This is a genomic window from Rhodoferax sp. (assembly GCF_034519335.1).
GTDB lineage: Bacteria > Pseudomonadota > Gammaproteobacteria > Burkholderiales > Burkholderiaceae_C > Allorhodoferax.
Genome location: NZ_JAXHOL010000012.1, coordinates 20415 through 35908, shown reverse-complemented (window position 1 = coordinate 35908; position 15494 = coordinate 20415). Strand labels below are relative to the sequence as shown.

Genomic DNA, 15494 nt, shown 5'->3' with positions numbered 1-15494 from the left:
ATCAACAGTGCCTGGGCGGGGCACGAATCCCCAAGGATTCAGGGGATGTCCACCCGCGCCACTGCCTATTGCGCCATGTCAAGACTGGTGTCAGCATGGCTGCCTAGACTGGCTGGAACATCACCGCAGGAGACCACGTGCTGCCCGCCTACATATCGCACCCCGATTGCGCCCGCCATGAGATGGGCCCCCACCACCCCGAGTGCCCAGAGCGCCTGGGCGCCATCCACGACATGCTGCTGGTCAAGGGCCTGCTGGATTACATGAACACCTACGACGCGCCCCTGGCCACCGAGGAGCAGCTGGGCCGCGCCCACGCCAGCAACTATGTGCATGAGCTGCTGGACGCGGCCCCCACCGAGGGCTACCACAAGGTGGACCCCGACACCGACATGAACCCCTACACCGTGCCCGCCGCGCTGCGCGCCGCCGGGGCTGCCGTGCAGGCCACCGACCTGGTGCTGACCGGCCAGGTGCCCACCGCGTTTTGTTGCGTGCGCCCGCCGGGCCACCACGCGGAGCGCGCAGCGGCCATGGGCTTTTGTTTCTTCAACAACGTGGCGGTGGGCATCCGCCATGCGCTGCATGTGCACGGCCTGCAGCGCGTGGCGCTGATCGACTTTGACGTGCACCACGGCAATGGCAGTGAAGACATCTTCCGTGGGGACGAGCGGGTGTTGATGTGCTCCATTTTTGAAGAAGGCCTCTACCCCTTTACTGGCGAAAACGCCAAGGGCCCCAACATGGTGAATGTGGGCCTGCCCGCACGCTCGGGCAGTGACAAGTTTCGCGACGCCGTGCGGACCCAGTGGTTGCCCGCACTGGATGCGTTTGCGCCGCAGCTCATCTACATTTCTGCCGGGTTTGATGCCCACCGCGAAGATGATATGGGCAACCTGGGCCTGGTGGATGCCGACTACGCCTGGGTCACCCGGCAGCTGATGGACGTGGCCCAGCGGCATTGCCAGGGGCGCGTCATCTCGTGCCTGGAAGGCGGCTACGTGCTCAACCCACTGGCCCGCAGCGTGGCCGAACACGTCAAAGTATTGATAGGCGCTGACTAGAGAACCCCATGGACAAACACTTTCTCACCCCCCTGTTCGCACCCCAATCCATCATTGTGTTTGCGGGGCCGGTGGACGACCCCGAGGCGCAGACGCCGCAAGCACGCGCCGTGGTGGCCTCGTTAAAGGCGCAAACCTTCAGCGGCAGCCTGCGCTTTTTGGACATCCACAGCACAGGCACGCTGGCCGAGCTGGCCCAGGCCCGCTCGGACCTGGCCATCATCGCCCTGCCCGCCAAGGATGTGACCGCCGCGCTGGAGATTGCAGGCCGGGTGGCCTGCCGCGCTGCGCTCATCATTTCCAGTGGCATCACGGCCGAGCAGGCGGCCGAGCTGAAAAAGATTGCCCGCCGCGAAGGCGTGCACCTGCTGGGGCCCAACGGCCTGGGCCTGCAGCGCCCGCAGTTGCAGCTCAATGCCAGTGCGGCCGGGCCGCTGGCCCAGCGCGGCTCGCTGGCGCTGGTGTCGCAGTCGGGCGCGCTCACCTCGTCCATGCTGGACTGGGCGGCCAACAACGCGGTGGGGTTTTCATCGGTGGTGTCGCTGGGGCCGCACACGGCGGTGGACATTGCGCATGTGCTGGACTTTTTGGCCAACGACGCGCAGACGCAGAGCATCGTGGTCTACCTGGAGGGCATCTCCAGCGCGCGCCGCTTCATGAGTGCGCTGCGCATGGCGGCCAACGCCAAGCCGGTGGTGGTGCTGAAGGCCGGGCGCAAACCGGCGGGCAACGAGGCGGCGCAGACGCACAGCGGCACCATTGTGGGCAGCGACGATGTGTTTGACTCTGCGCTGCGGCGCGCAGGTGCGGTGCGGGTGCGCTCGTTTGTGGAGTTGTTTTCGGCCGCCAAGTGCCTGGCCTCGCGCTACCGCCCGGTGGGCAAGCGCCTGGCCATCGTCACCAACGGCGGCGGCCCCGGTGTGCTGGCGGCGGACTGGATCAACGAGCTGCAGCTGGCGCTGGGCAAGCTGTCGGCCGAATCGGCCGCCCAGCTCAAGCCGCTGCTGCCCGAACTTGCCTCATTAACCGATCTGGTGGACCTGTCGGAAGACGCCGGGCCCGAGCACTACCGTGCCGCCATCCAGGCGGCCAACCGCGACCGCGGTGTGGACGGCGTGCTGGCCATCTACTCGCCCAAGGCGGGCAACGATGCGTCTGCCGTAGCCACCGCCCTGGCGGAAGAGAAAAAAACCATGGTCAAGCCGCTGCTTGTCGTGCTGGATGGGCGACACCACGGTGAACGCAGCGCGCAGCATCTTCAAGGCGGCCGAGATCCCGAGCTTTCGCACGCCCGAGGCGGCGGTGGGGGCCTTTGGCAACATTGCATCCTTCTACCAAAACCAGCTGCTGCTGCAGCAAACGCCACCACCGCTGTCCACCCTGGCCAAGCCCGACATTGAGGGCGCACGCCTGGTGATTGAGAGCGTGCTGGCCGAGCGGCGCAAGGTGCTCACCGAGATGGAGTCCAAGACGCTGCTCTCGGCCTTCCACATTCCGGTCACGCAGACCATCCTGGCACGCAGTGCCAACGAGGCCATGATGATTGCCACGCAGCTGGGCTTTCCGGCGGTGCTGAAAATCGACTCACCCGACATCAGCCACAAGTCGGATGTGGGCGGCGTGGCGCTCAACATCATGAACGCCACCGGCGTGCGCGACACCTACAACGACATGGTGCAAACCGTGAAGAAGCTGCGCCCGGATGCGCGCATCAACGGCGTCACCGTGCAAACCATGGTGCGCCCGCGCCACGGGCGCGAGATCTACATTGGCCTGGTGACCGACGATCCGTTTGGTCCGGTGATTGCGTTTGGTGCGGGCGGCACCATGATTGAGCTGATCAACGACCGGGCGATGGAACTGCCCCCGCTCAACCAGTTTTTGGCACGCCGGCTGATTGAGCGATCCCGCGTGGCCGAGACGCTGGGCGAATGGCGGGGCAGCCAGCCCGCCAACGTGGACATGCTGGAGCAAATCCTGCTGCGCATCTCCGAGATGGTGTGTGAGCTGCCCCAGCTGCGCGAGATGGACATCAACCCCATCATCGTGGACGAGCATGGCGCAGTGGCGGTGGATGCGCGCATTGTGATTGACCACGCCACGCAGGGCGTGAGCAGCCGCATCCACAACTACAACCACCTCTCCATCCTGCCCTACCCCGCGCAGTACGAGCAGCTCTGGCCCATGCGCGATGGCGGCGAGTACACCGTGCGCCCCATCCAGCCCGACGATGCACAGATGCTGCAAACGCTGGTGCAAGGCCTGTCCAAGGAAAGCCGCTACTTCCGCTTTGTCTCCAGCATGCACGAGCTGCCACCGGCCATGCTGGCGCGCTTCACGCTGATTGACTACGACCGTGAGATGGCGCTGGTGGCGGTGCACAAGGAGCGCGTGGCCAATGGCGAGGGCGACTTTACCGAGACCGAGCGCATCGTTGGCGTGTCGCGCTACGTCACCAACCCCGACCAGTCCAGTTGCGAGTTCTCATTGGTAGTGGCCGACGACTACAGCGGCAAGGGCCTGGGCTCGCGGCTGATGCAGTCCATCATGGATGTGGCGCGCGACAAGGGCCTGAGCGAAATCGACGGCCTGGTGCTGGTACACAACCCCGGCATGCTGCGCCTGATGCGCAGCCTGGGTTTCACCGTCAAGACCTACGCCGAAGACCCCGACTTCAAGCTGGTGAGCCACAAGCTCTGATTTTTAGGCCATTTAGGCCCCTAGCCCTCGTGGATATTGCGCGAGCAGCTATTATTTCAGTAGCATCTGTGCCAACACCAGACGCGCGCTGGACAGGTTGGTGGCGCAAGGCACGTCGTGCACATCGCAGGCCCGCACCAGGGCGTTGATGTCGGGTTCGTGCGGCTGCGGGGTCATGGGGTCGCGCAAGAAGATCACCGCATCCACCTCGCCCACCGCCAGGCGCGCGCCAATCTGCAGGTCGCCGCCCCAGGGGCCGCTGAGCATGCGTTCCACCTCCAAGCCCAATTCATCCACCAAGCGCCCGCCCGTGGTGCCGGTGGCCATGAGCGTGCAGCGCTGCAAATAGGGTGCGAACTCTTTGGCCAGAATGACCATGGTGTCTTTTTTACGGTCGTGCGCAATCAGCGCAATGCGGGGGCGGTCTGACGGGGTGGGAGTGGCGGGGGCGTTGTGCATGCCTGCAATGCTAATCCAGCAGGCGCGAGGACTTGGGCACGTGCGCCATCAAAAACTCCATCTGGTCCGCCAGGATGCGGCGGTTGCGCAGGATGAAGTCTTCCCACAGGCTGGGCACATAGGGCGTGTAGAGCAGAGGCATGTGGGCCTGCTCGGGGGTGCGGTGGCTCTTGCGGTGGTTGCAGGGTTTGCAGGCGGTGACCACGTTCATCCAGGTGTCGATGCCGTTTTGGGCAAAGGGGATGATGTGCTCGCGGGTCAGCTCGCTCTCGTGGAAATGGCCACCGCAGTAGGCGCACACATTGCGGTCGCGGATAAAGAGCTTGGCGTTGGTCAGGCCGGGGCGCAGGTTGAAGGGGTTGATGTTGGGCACCCCGCGCGTGCCGATGATGCTGTTGACCTTGATGATGGACTGCTGGCCGGTGACGGCGTTGTGCCCACCATGGAACACGGCGACCTCGCCGCCAGACTCCCAGCGCACCTCGCCAGACGCGTAATGGATCACCGCCTGTTCCAGCGAGATCCAGGATTGGGGAAGCCCCTGGGCCGACAACTTCAAGACTTTCACGCAACGCCTCCATCAACGGTAAAACCTACCACCAACACGGACTGCAAAGGTCTGCAAGTGCGCACCAGACAGACGTCTGGGCCCTGCTAGGTGACAATATACCGTGTTTCCATGACAAATTGGCGTCCAGCCCCGGCAGCGTTTGCGCGGCCTGCTATCAAAAAGATAACAACTCCATGAAGGTTTTTCGCGGTTTCAAGCACCCTGGCGTTGCCAGCGCTAGTGCAGTCACGATTGGCAACTTTGATGGCGTCCACCGGGGCCACCAGGCCATGCTGGCCCTGCTCAAGGCCGAGGCGCAGCAGCGTGGCGTGCCCAGCTGCGTGCTGACCTTTGAGCCCCACCCGCGCGACTACTTTGCCGAGCTGCACAAAAAACCCGAACTGGCCCCGGCCCGCGTGGGCACCCTGCGCGACAAGCTGGACGACCTGGCCAAGGCCGGTGTGGACCAGACCGTGGTGCTGCCCTTTGACGCACGGCTAGCCAACCAGAGCCCGCAGGAATTTATCGACCAGGTGCTGCGAGGCGGCCTGGGCGCACGCTATGTGCTGGTGGGCGACGATTTCCGCTTTGGCAAGGCCCGGGCGGGCGACTACGGCTTGCTGGACGCGGCGGGCGACGCCCAGGGCTTTGATGTGGCGCGCATGAACAGCTACGAGGTGCACGGCCTGCGCGTCTCCAGCTCCGCTGTGCGCGACGCGCTGGGCCGGGGCGACATGGCTGCCGCGGCCCGCCTGCTGGGTCGGCCCTATTGCATCAGTGGGCACGTGGTGCACGGGCGCAAGCTGGGCCGCACGCTGGGCTTCAAGACGCTGAATCTGCGCTTTGCGCACTGGAAACCGGCCGCCAGCGGCATCTTTGTGGTGCTGGTGCATGGCCTGGCCGCCAAACCGCTGCAGGGCGTGGCCAACCTGGGCGTGCGCCCCTCGCTGGACCCGACGGATGTGAACGGCGGGCGCGTGCTCTTGGAGACCCATTGCCTGGACTGGCCCGCCGAGCTGGGCCCCGAGGGGGCCTACGGTAAAATCATCCGCGTGGAACTGCTACACAAACTGCACGACGAGCTGAAATACGACGGTCTGGACTCCCTCACCAAGGGCATTCACCAAGACTGCGACGATGCACGCGCCTGGCTCGCTGCGCGAATTTGACGGGGCCGCCCGACGCACTTTGCCCCGCGTCTTGCCCCCACCGCCTGCCGTGACAACCACCGCAGGGCATTCAACTCCCATTGAGATTTCGCCATGACTGACAAAGTTGATTACCGCAGCACCCTGAACCTGCCCGACAGCCCCTTCCCCATGCGCGGCGACCTGCCCAAGCGCGAACCGGCTTGGGTCAAGACTTGGAATGAAGAAGGCCTGTACAAAAAGCTGCGCGACGCGCGCGCTGGCGCCCCACTGTTTGTGCTGCACGACGGCCCACCCTACGCCAACGGGAAGCTACACATCGGCCACGCGCTGAACAAGGTGCTGAAGGACATGATCGTCAAGAGCAAGCAGCTTGGCGGCTTTGACGCGCAATACATCCCCGGCTGGGACTGCCACGGCTTGCCGATCGAAAACGCCATCGAAAAGCTGCACGGCCGCAACCTCAGCCGCGACGACATGCAGGCCAAGAGCCGCGCCTTTGCCACCGAGCAGATCGACCAGCAGCGCGAAGACTTCAAGCGCCTGGGCGTGCTGGGCGACTGGGAGCGCCCCTACAAAACCATGAACCCGGCCAACGAGGCGGGCGAAATCCGCGCCTTCAAGCGCGTCATCGAACGCGGCTTTGTCTACCGGGGCCTCAAGCCCGTGTACTGGTGCTTTGACTGCGGCTCCAGCCTGGCCGAGTTTGAGATCGAATACGCGGACAAGAAGAGCGACACGCTGGACGTGGCGTTTGAGTCCAACGACGCGGCCGGCCTGGCCAAGGCCTTCGGCCTGAGCGCCTTGCCAGCAGGCAAGCAGGCCTTTGCTGTCATCTGGACCACCACCGCCTGGACCATCCCCGCCAACCAGGCGCTCAACGCCCACCCCGAGCTGGAATACGCGCTGGTGGACACGCCCAAGGGCGTGCTGCTGCTGGGTGCCAACCTGGTCGAGAAGTGCATGGAGCGCTTCGGCCTGACCGGCACCGTGCTGGCCACTGCCAAGGGCGAAGCCCTGCGCGGCCAGGTGTTCCGCCACCCGCTGTATGACCTTCCCGCAGATGTCAACGTGGCAGGCAATGAATACAGCTACAAGCGCCTCTCGCCGCTGTACCTGGCCGACTATGTGAGCGACGGCGACGGCACCGGCATCGTGCACTCCTCGCCCGCCTATGGCGTGGATGACTTCAACAGCTGCATCGCCAACGGCCTGAAATACGACCAGATCCTCAACCCCGTGCTGGGCAACGGCGTGTACGCCGAAGAGCTGCCCCTGTTTGGCGGCCAGCACATCTGGAAAGCCTGCGCCAACGTCATCAACACCCTGCGCGACAACCACCGCCTGATGGCGACCGTAGGCATCACCCACAGCTACCCGCACTGCTGGCGCCACAAGACGCCGGTGATCTACCGCGCCGCCGCCCAGTGGTTTGTGCGCATGGACGAAGGCGATGGCGTGTTCACCAAAGACAAGGCCCCCAAGACCCTGCGCCAGCTGGCTCTCGACGCCATTGAGCACACCAGCTTCTACCCCGAGAACGGCCGCACCCGCCTGCGCGACATGATCGCCAACCGGCCCGACTGGTGCATCAGCCGCCAGCGCAGCTGGGGCGTGCCCATCCCCTTCTTCATGCACAAGGACAGCGGCGAGCTGCACCCGCGCACGATGGAGATCCTGGACCAGGCGGCGGACATTGTGGAGAAAGGCGGCATTGAGGCCTGGAGCCGCGTGACCGTGGAAGAAATCCTGGGCGCAGCCGATGCACCGAGCTACACCAAGAGCACCGACATCCTGGAAGTGTGGTTCGACTCTGGCTCCACCTTCCAGCACGTGCTGCGCGGCAGCCACAAAGACGCCTACGCCCGCCCGCCCTTCCACACCGAAGGGCCGGAAGCCGACCTGTACCTCGAAGGCCACGACCAGCACCGCGGCTGGTTCCACAGCTCGCTGCTGCTGGGCTGCGCACTCTACGACCGCGCGCCCTACCAGGGCCTGTTGACCCACGGCTTTGCCACCGACGGCCAAGGCCGCAAGATGAGCAAGAGCCTGGGCAACACGGTGGACCCGCAAACCGTGACCAGCAAGCTGGGCGCAGAAATCGCCCGCCTGTGGGTGGCCAGCACCGACTACTCGGGCGACCTCAACATCGACGACAAGATCCTGGCCCGCGTGGTGGACACCTACCGCCGCGTGCGCAACACGCTGAAGTTCCTGCTGGCCAACGTCTCCGACTTTGACCCGGCCAAGGACGCAGTGCCCGCCGACCAGCTGTTGGAGATCGACCGCTACGCCCTGAGCCGCGCAGCCCAGCTGCAAGCCGACATCCTGGCGCACTACAAGGTCTACGAGTTCCACCCCGTGGTTTCCAAGCTGCAGGTCTACTGCAGCGAAGACCTGGGCGCGTTCTACCTCGACATCCTGAAAGACCGCCTGTACACCACCGGCGCCAACAGCCTGGCCCGCCGCTCCGCGCAAACCGCGCTGTGGCAGATCACCCAGGCCATGCTGCGCTGGATGGCGCCCTTCCTCAGCTTCACCGCCGAGGAAGCCTGGGCTGTGTTGGGTGCCGAGGGCAAGACGCCTGCGGCCACCAAGCTGTCCATCTTCATGGACGGCTATGTGAACCTGGCAGCGCCCGACGAAGCGCTGTTGGCCAAGTGGGACCGCATTCGTGCGGTGCGCGAGGCGGTCAACAAGGACATCGAAACCCTGCGCGCAGCCGGTCAGGTGGGCGCCTCGCTGCAAGCCGAGGTGACGCTGACCGTGCCTGCCGAAGAGTTCGCGCTCTTGAGCAGCCTGGGCGAAGACCTGAAGTTTGTGTTCATCACATCTGCTATCACTTTGGTAGCTGGTAGCGCACAATCCATAAGCGTAACAGCCTCCAATGGCACCAAATGCGAGCGCTGCTGGCACTACCGGCAAGACATTGGCGTGGATGCTGCGCACCCTACGCTGTGTGGCCGCTGCACCAGCAACCTCTACGGCGCCGGTGAAAAAAGGGTGTTTGCCTGATGGCCCGCGGTAACAAGCCGTTTGGCGGCGGCAGTAGCACCAGTGGCCTGTGGCAATGGCTGGGCCTGGCCTTCATCTTGCTACTGGCAGACCAGTTCACCAAGATCCTGATCCTGGGCTACTACCAGTTGGGCGACAGCACCTACGTGACCAGCTTTTTCAACGTGGTGCGGGTGCACAACACCGGCGCAGCGTTCTCGTTTCTGGCGGGCGCCTCGGGCTGGCAGCGCTGGTTCTTCACGGTGATTGGCCTGGTTGCGGCTGCGGTCATCATCTGGATGCTCAAAGCCCACCCGGGGCAAAAGTTGTTCAGCTTTGCCATGGCCTGCATTCTGGGCGGTGCTATCGGCAACGTGATTGACCGCCTGGCCTATGGTTATGTGGTGGACTTTCTGGACTTTCATTGGCGGGGCATGCATTTCCCCGCCTTCAATGTGGCGGACAGCGCGATTTCTATCGGCGCTATTTGCCTGATACTGGACGAACTGCTGCGCGTGCGCAAAACCCGATAAACAGGGGGCGGCACTGGGCGCAGCAGATGAAGGATAGTTTGTGACGCATTTGCTGAATCTGTTTGCCGCGATTGCCCTGCTGGTGTGGGGCACGCACTTGGTACGCACTGGTATCTTGCGCGTGTTTGGCGCTAACCTGCGCAGCATCCTGGCACATAGCACGGGCAACCGTTTTGCGGCCGTGGTGTCCGGCATTGGCGTCACCGCCGTGGTGCAATCCAGCACTGCCACCGCACTTATCGTCTCCGCCTTTGTAGGCCAAGGGCTGATGAGCCTGCCCTCGGCGCTGGCTGTGATGCTGGGCGCCGATATTGGCACCAGCCTGATGGCCGTGGTGTTCTCCCGCGACCTGTCCTGGCTCTCGCCCCTGTTTATCTTCATTGGTGTGGTGCTATTCATTGCCCGCCCTTCCACCACCGTAGGGCGTGTGGGCCGCGTACTTATCGGGCTGGGCCTGATGCTGCTGGCGCTGCGCCTGGTCACGCAATCGGCCACCGTGCTCACCCAGTCCGCAGCCGTCAAAGCCCTGCTGGGCACGCTAACCAGCGACATGCTGCTGGAAATTGTGGTGGGCGCCACACTGGCCCTGGTGTCCTACTCCAGTTTGGCCATCGTGCTGCTGACGGCCACACTGGCCACCTCGGGAGTGATTCCCGTGGACGTGGCGCTGGGCCTGGTGCTGGGCGCCAACCTGGGCAGTGGTGCGCTGGCCGTGCTGACCACCATGAATGCCAATGTGGAAACCCGCCAGGTACCACTGGGCAACCTGGTGTTCAAGGTGCTGGGCGTGGCGGCGGTGCTGCCGTTCTCGGGCGTTTGGATGCGCTACGCCAGCCCCTACCTCACCGACGAGGCTACGCTGGTAGTGGGCTTTCACCTTGCGTTCAATTTGGGCGTGGGCATTGCCCTGATTGGCTTCACGCAGGTAGTGGCGCGCTGGGTAGAACACTGGCTGCCCAAGCCACAAAAGACCACGGTGGCCGGACGCCAGCGTCATCTGGACCCTTCCGCACTGGCTACGCCCTCGCTGGCTATTTCCTGCGCCGTGCGCGAGGCCATGCACCAGGCCGATGTGGTCGAGTCCATGCTGCTAGGCACGCTGGCTGTGATGCGCGACAACGACCAAGCCCTGGCCAAACAGCTGCGCACCATGGACGACACGGTGGACGAGCTGTACAGCGACATCAAGTATTACCTGACCAAAATTTCGCGCGAGGCGCTGGGCGAAAACGAAGCCAAGCGCTGGACCGACATCATCAGCTTCACCATCAACATGGAGCAGATTGGCGACATCATCGAGCGCGTGATCCAGGACGTGGAGGACAAGAAGATCAACAAGGGGCGCGAGTTTTCAGACGCCGGCATGGCCGAAATCTGCGAACTGCACAGCCGCCTGGTGGACAACCTGCGCCTGGGCATGAGTGTGTTTTTAAATGGCAATGTGCGCGATGCACGCCGCCTGCTCGAAGAGAAAACCCGCTTCCGCGACCTGGAGCGCCAGTACGCGGCCACCCACATCGAGCGCCTCACCGACAACACCCTCTCCAGCATCGAGACCAGCTCCCTGCACCTGGACCTGATCAGCGACTTGAAGCGTATCAACTCGCACATCTGCTCGATTGCCTACCCTATCCTCGACTCGGCGGGCGAACTGGCGCCCAACCGCCTGCGCATGAACGTGGAATCCAGCGGCAAATAGGCGCCAACAGGGCGTTTGCCCGCAAACACTGCCTGCACGCAGTACCCAGCCGTGTTTTACAGAGTCAGGATGGTGCAGCCGGTTGTTTGACGCGCCTCAAGGTCTTTGTGGGCTTGTTGCACGTTTTCCAGTGCGTAGCGCTGGGCGATGTGGATTTTGACTGCGCCACTTTGCACCACAGCAAACAGATCGTCCGCCATGGCCTGGGTCGCCTCGCGGGTGGCAATATGGGTGAACAGGGTCTGGCGTGTCACATAAATGGAGCCTTTGGCACCCAGCATGCCCGGCGCAAACGGCGCCACGGGGCCGGAAGCATTGCCGAAGCTGGCCATCAGTCCAAACGGAGCCAGGCAATCCAGGGACTTGTCCCAGGTGTCCTTGCCCACCGAGTCGTAGACCACCTTCACACCCTTGCCACCCGTGATGTCCTTGACACGCGCGGCAAAGTCTTCTGTTGCGTAATTGATCGCAAACTCAGCCCCATTGGCGAGGGCCAAGGCACATTTGGCGTCAGACCCAGCGGTGCCAATCAGGCGTAGACCCAAGGCCTTGGCCCATTGGCAGGCGATCAGGCCCACGCCACCGGCCGCGGCATGGAACAGTACAAAGTCACCGCGGTTGAGCCCGCCCTGGGGCAGCGTGCGCTTGAGCAGGTACTGGGCCGTCAGACCCTTGAGCATCATGGCGGCGCCCGTCTCGAAGCTGATGGCGTCGGGCAGCTTGCACACACACTTGGCAGGCAGCACCCGCACCTCGCAGTAGGCGCCGGGCGGATTGCTGGCATAGGCAGCGCGGTCGCCCACTGATAGGTGGGTAACGCCCTCGCCCACGGCCTCGACAACACCCGCGGCTTCCATGCCCAGTTGCACGGGCAACTGCTGGGGGTACAGGCCGGTGCGTTGGTACACATCGATGAAGTTCAGTCCCACCGCGTGGTGGCGGATACGCACTTCGCCGGGGCCGGGCTCGCCCACGGTCACGTGGACCAGTTGCAATTGTTCGGGGCCGCCGTGTTGGGCGATGTGGATGGCGCGAGAGGCAATGGCAGTCATGGGAAGTCTCCAAAGTGGTGATGGGCTTGTGGGCGCAGATGGTGCCAGAAACCCGCGTCAGCCGCTCGCAAGCGAAGCCATGCACCGCTTGCTACAGTCGCCCGCATGCACAAAGGCCTTACTCCTACCGCGATTGCGTTGCTCGTCATCCCTCCCCTGATGTGGTCGGGCAACGCGGTCGTGGGGCGAATGGTGGCACCCATGGTCTCGCCCATGACACTGAACCTGCTGCGTTGGGGCATTGCGTTTTTGCTGCTGCTGCCACTGGCTGGCACGGTGCTGCGCACCGGCAGCGACCTGTGGCCCCAATGGCGGCGCTTTGCCTGGCTCAGCCTGTTCAGCATCGGTGGCTACAACGCGCTGCTGTACCTGGCACTCAATACCTCTACCGCTATCAACGTGACCTTGGTGGGCGCCAGCACACCGGTGTGGATGTTGCTGATTGGGCGCCTGCTTTTCAAGGTGGCGGTGACACGCCGCCAGCTGCTGGGAGCGGCCCTGTCCATGGCCGGAGTGGTACTGGTGCTGGGCCGGGGTGACTGGGAGGTGATCACCCACCTTCGCTTGGTCCCCGGTGACTTGTATGTGCTGCTGGCGTCCATCGCTTGGGCCTTCTACAGCTGGCTGCTCGCCCACCCTACCCCCGAGTCCGCCACCATTCGCACCAACTGGGCGCAGTTTCTGCTGGGGCAAATGGTGTTTGGCCTGGGCTGGTCGGCGCTGTTCACGGCGGGTGAGTGGGCACTGACGCCAGCACACATCGACTGGAGCTGGCCTCTGGCGGCAGCCCTTGCTTTTATTGCGATCGGCCCCGCCGTAATTGCCTATGGATCTTGGGGTGCCGGTGTGTCACGCGCAGGCCCCGCAGTGGCGGGCTTCTTCATCAACCTCACGCCGCTGTTCACAGCACTGCTCTCCGCCCTGTTCTTGGGGGAACCACCCCGCCTGTACCACGGCGTGGCGTTTGTGCTCATCGTCTCGGGCATCGTGCTGTCTTCGCGCAAATAGCGAACCTGCACAGCCCACGCCGTAAAACGAGTACTTGCCATGTGCAGCGTGGTGGCTGGGGCGGGGCTGCCCCCTGCTGGCTGGCGGTGTGGCTTGGGGTTGGGAGTGCTTTTTTTTAACACCCACTCCCCCAGCCCCTCGCCCCGTCGGCGAGGGGAGCCTTTAACAGCCACATCTTTTTGTGTTGCGCCGACTGCGTGGCAAATGGGGTGACGTTGCCAGCTTGGGTTGTCTCCACGGCCAGTGCCTGCGGTTGTGGCGACCTCGGAGCGGTTGGTATGCCAACGCTGGCGGCAACGCCCGCCAGTGGCTCCGCGCCCAAATTTCTTCATTCACCACAACCGTTAGCACTGGCCGTGGCGCACCTACCTGTTGGTGACGCTACTTCTCTAGCACCGTAACCGGCGCGCAGTCGCCAAATCGGCTGTTCAAAGGCTCCCCTCGCCGACGGGGGCGAGGGGCTGGGGGAGTGGGTGTTAAAAAAACTGGGGGTTAAAAAAGTGCTCAACCCCACACAAAAGATCAGTAGGTCCCGGGGTAAGCCCCCCCATCCAGCAACACATTTTGCCCCGTCATATACCCCGCCTGCTGGCTGCACAAAAACGCACAGACCTGCCCAAACTCCTGCGCCGTGCCATAGCGTCCCATCGGAATCTGCGCCTGCTGCGCCGCGCGAATGTCGTCCACGCTCTTCCCCGTCTTGGCCGCCGCCGCCTTCACCGTGGTGGCGATGCGGTCCGTGTCGAACTTGCCGGGCAACAGGTTGTTGATCGTCACTCCCTTGGCTGCCAGGCTGCTGCGCGCCACGCCGGCCACAAATCCCGTGAGCCCGCTGCGCGCGCCGTTGGACAAGCCCAGGATGTCGATGGGTGACTTCACCGAGCTGGAGGTGATGTTGACGATGCGCCCAAAGCCGCGCGCGGCCATGCCGTCCACCGTGGCCTTGATGAGTTCAATCGGCGTGAGCATGTTGGCGTCCACGGCCTGGATCCAGGCCTCGCGGCCCCAGTCGCGGAAGTCACCGGGCGGCGGGCCGCCCGCATTGGTGACCACGATGTCAAAGTCACGGCGCATGGCAAACACAGCGGAGCGCCCGGCTTCCGTAGTGATGTCTTGGGCACAAAATTGCACCTCAGCCCCCGTGGATACTGCGTAAGCAGCTTCTAAATTCATAGCACTGCGTTCCAGCGCCTCGGCACCGCGCGCCACGATCAGCACATTCACGCCCTCGGCCATCAGCGCCTGGGCGCAGCCCAGGCCCAGCCCTTTGCTGGCGCCGCACACCAGCGCCCATTTGCCTTTGATTCCCAAGTCCATGGTCTTGTCTCCAAAAAATCAATCAATCAGCCGAAGGCGGAGCCGCGCGTTGGCGGCTCACCACATAGACGCCCAGCAGCACCAGCACCGTGCCGCCCACCACCCACGCATTCATGGGCTCATCCAACAGCAGCACGCCCATGGCGATGGTGGACATGGGGCCCACCATTCCAACCTGCGCGGCCAGGCCGGCGCCAATGCGCTCAATCGCCATCATCACCATCAGCACCGGCACCACGGTGCAGGCGGTAGCGTTGATCAGGGACAGCCACAGCACCTCGGGTGCCACGGCAAACGCGGTGTTGAGCGGGCGCAGCAGCACAAACTGCGCGATACACAGCACACAGGCCACGCTGGTCGCCAGCCCGACCAGGCGCAGCGAGCCAAGGCGCTTGACCAGCTCGCCGCTGTACGAGAGGTAGAGCGCGTAGCTGATGGCGCTGCCAAGTACAAGCAGCGCACCCAGCGCCACGTCGCCGCCGGCCAGCGTGACCTCGTGGCCAAACACCAGCAGCACACCGCTGTAGCTGATGGCCATGCCCAGCGCCTGCGGCACCGTCACGCGTTTGCCATACAGCGCCACACCCAACAGCACCACCAGCGTGGGGTTCAGGTACAGGATGAGCCGCTCCAGCGAGGCCGAGATGTAGGCCAGCCCGGCAAAGTCCAGAAAGCTGGCGAGGTAGTAGCCGGTGATGCCCAAGCCCAGAATGCCCCACTTGTCGTGCGCCGTCAGACGCGGCAAGGCCACGCCCGAGAGGCGCGCCTTGCGCCCGGTCCACCACACAATAGCCAGAAAGAACGGCAGCGCCATCAGCATGCGCAGCATGATCAGCGTGACGGCATCGACGCCGTAGCGGTAGGCCAGCTTGACGATGATGGCCTTGCCGCTGAAGGCAATCGCACCTGCGATCGCCAAAAACAAACCAGCTGCTATTGATTTAGGAGCTGCTTGCGCACTATGCATGGG

At 63.9% G+C, this 15494-nt stretch carries 11 protein-coding genes and 1 pseudogene; 7 read left to right on the top strand and 5 right to left on the bottom strand.

The annotated features are described in order from the left end of the window. The first annotated feature begins 137 nt into the window (after window positions 1-137). Together U5O12_RS06030 and U5O12_RS06025 are read left to right on the top strand one after the other, a co-directional pair. Window positions 138-1064, top strand: coding sequence for a histone deacetylase family protein (locus U5O12_RS06030; protein WP_322577764.1), 927 nt, complete (start codon window positions 138-140; stop codon window positions 1062-1064). 8 nt (window positions 1065-1072) lie between these two features. Beyond that, a pseudogene (locus tag U5O12_RS06025) lies at window positions 1073-3764 on the top strand (GNAT family N-acetyltransferase). Between the two features lie 51 nt (window positions 3765-3815). Here U5O12_RS06025 and U5O12_RS06020 read toward each other — a convergent pair. Together U5O12_RS06020 and U5O12_RS06015 are read right to left on the bottom strand one after the other, a co-directional pair. Beyond that, complete coding sequence (locus U5O12_RS06020) at window positions 3816-4223, bottom strand: methylglyoxal synthase (RefSeq protein ID WP_322577763.1); 408 nt, start codon at window positions 4221-4223, stop codon at window positions 3816-3818. Window positions 4224-4233: 10 nt separating this feature from the next. Further along, window positions 4234-4791, bottom strand: coding sequence for an HNH endonuclease (locus U5O12_RS06015; RefSeq protein ID WP_322577762.1), 558 nt, complete (start codon window positions 4789-4791; stop codon window positions 4234-4236). A gap of 176 nt (window positions 4792-4967) precedes the next feature. On the opposite strand from U5O12_RS06015, the gene U5O12_RS06010 reads away from it, so the two are divergent. The 4 genes from U5O12_RS06010 to U5O12_RS05995 all read left to right on the top strand — a co-directional run bounded on the left by U5O12_RS06010 (window position 4968) and on the right by U5O12_RS05995 (window position 11147). After that, window positions 4968-5942, top strand: coding sequence for a bifunctional riboflavin kinase/FAD synthetase (locus U5O12_RS06010; RefSeq protein WP_322577761.1), 975 nt, complete (start codon window positions 4968-4970; stop codon window positions 5940-5942). Window positions 5943-6035: 93 nt separating this feature from the next. Beyond that, window positions 6036-8936 carry an isoleucine--tRNA ligase gene (gene ileS / locus U5O12_RS06005; protein ID WP_322577760.1) on the top strand — a complete coding sequence of 967 codons (2901 nt, stop codon included), beginning with the start codon at window positions 6036-6038 and terminating at the stop codon, window positions 8934-8936. After that, window positions 8936-9448: a signal peptidase II gene (gene lspA / locus U5O12_RS06000; RefSeq protein WP_322577759.1), complete on the top strand. Its 513-nt coding sequence runs from the start codon at window positions 8936-8938 to the stop codon at window positions 9446-9448. Before ileS ends, lspA begins: the two co-directional genes overlap by 1 nt. 40 nt (window positions 9449-9488) lie before the next feature. Further along, complete coding sequence (locus U5O12_RS05995) at window positions 9489-11147, top strand: Na/Pi cotransporter family protein (protein ID WP_322577758.1); 1659 nt, start codon at window positions 9489-9491, stop codon at window positions 11145-11147. 56 nt (window positions 11148-11203) lie between these two features. Here U5O12_RS05995 and U5O12_RS05990 read toward each other — a convergent pair whose 3' ends face one another. After that, window positions 11204-12199: a quinone oxidoreductase gene (locus U5O12_RS05990; RefSeq protein WP_322577757.1), complete on the bottom strand. Its 996-nt coding sequence runs from the start codon at window positions 12197-12199 to the stop codon at window positions 11204-11206. Between the two features lie 105 nt (window positions 12200-12304). Here U5O12_RS05990 and U5O12_RS05985 point away from each other — a divergent pair, with 105 nt between their 5' ends. Next, window positions 12305-13207, top strand: a complete 903-nt coding sequence (locus tag U5O12_RS05985) for a DMT family transporter (RefSeq protein ID WP_322577756.1) — start codon at window positions 12305-12307, stop codon at window positions 13205-13207. Between the two features lie 522 nt (window positions 13208-13729). Here the strand turns inward: U5O12_RS05985 and U5O12_RS05980 are convergent. Next, a complete protein-coding gene (locus tag U5O12_RS05980) occupies window positions 13730-14524 on the bottom strand; it encodes an SDR family oxidoreductase (protein WP_322577755.1) in 795 nt (264 codons plus the stop codon). Between the two features lie 22 nt (window positions 14525-14546). Next, window positions 14547-15491, bottom strand: a complete 945-nt coding sequence (locus tag U5O12_RS05975) for a DMT family transporter (protein ID WP_322577754.1) — start codon at window positions 15489-15491, stop codon at window positions 14547-14549. Between the last annotated feature and the right edge of the window lie 3 nt (window positions 15492-15494).

Bases quoted from the DNA above. Each gene is read 5' to 3' on its own strand.
- U5O12_RS05985 (WP_322577756.1), top strand. From the start codon at position 12,305: ATGCACAAAGGCCTTACTCCTACCGCGATTGCGTTGCTCGTCATCCCT.
- lspA (WP_322577759.1), top strand. From the start codon at position 8,936: ATGGCCCGCGGTAACAAGCCGTTTGGCGGCGGCAGTAGCACCAGTGGC.
- U5O12_RS05975 (WP_322577754.1), bottom strand. From the start codon at position 15,491: ATGCATAGTGCGCAAGCAGCTCCTAAATCAATAGCAGCTGGTTTGTTT.
- ileS (WP_322577760.1), top strand. From the start codon at position 6,036: ATGACTGACAAAGTTGATTACCGCAGCACCCTGAACCTGCCCGACAGC.
- U5O12_RS05990 (WP_322577757.1), bottom strand. From the start codon at position 12,199: ATGACTGCCATTGCCTCTCGCGCCATCCACATCGCCCAACACGGCGGC.
- U5O12_RS06010 (WP_322577761.1), top strand. From the start codon at position 4,968: ATGAAGGTTTTTCGCGGTTTCAAGCACCCTGGCGTTGCCAGCGCTAGT.
- U5O12_RS06020 (WP_322577763.1), bottom strand. From the start codon at position 4,223: ATGCACAACGCCCCCGCCACTCCCACCCCGTCAGACCGCCCCCGCATT.
- U5O12_RS05980 (WP_322577755.1), bottom strand. From the start codon at position 14,524: ATGGACTTGGGAATCAAAGGCAAATGGGCGCTGGTGTGCGGCGCCAGC.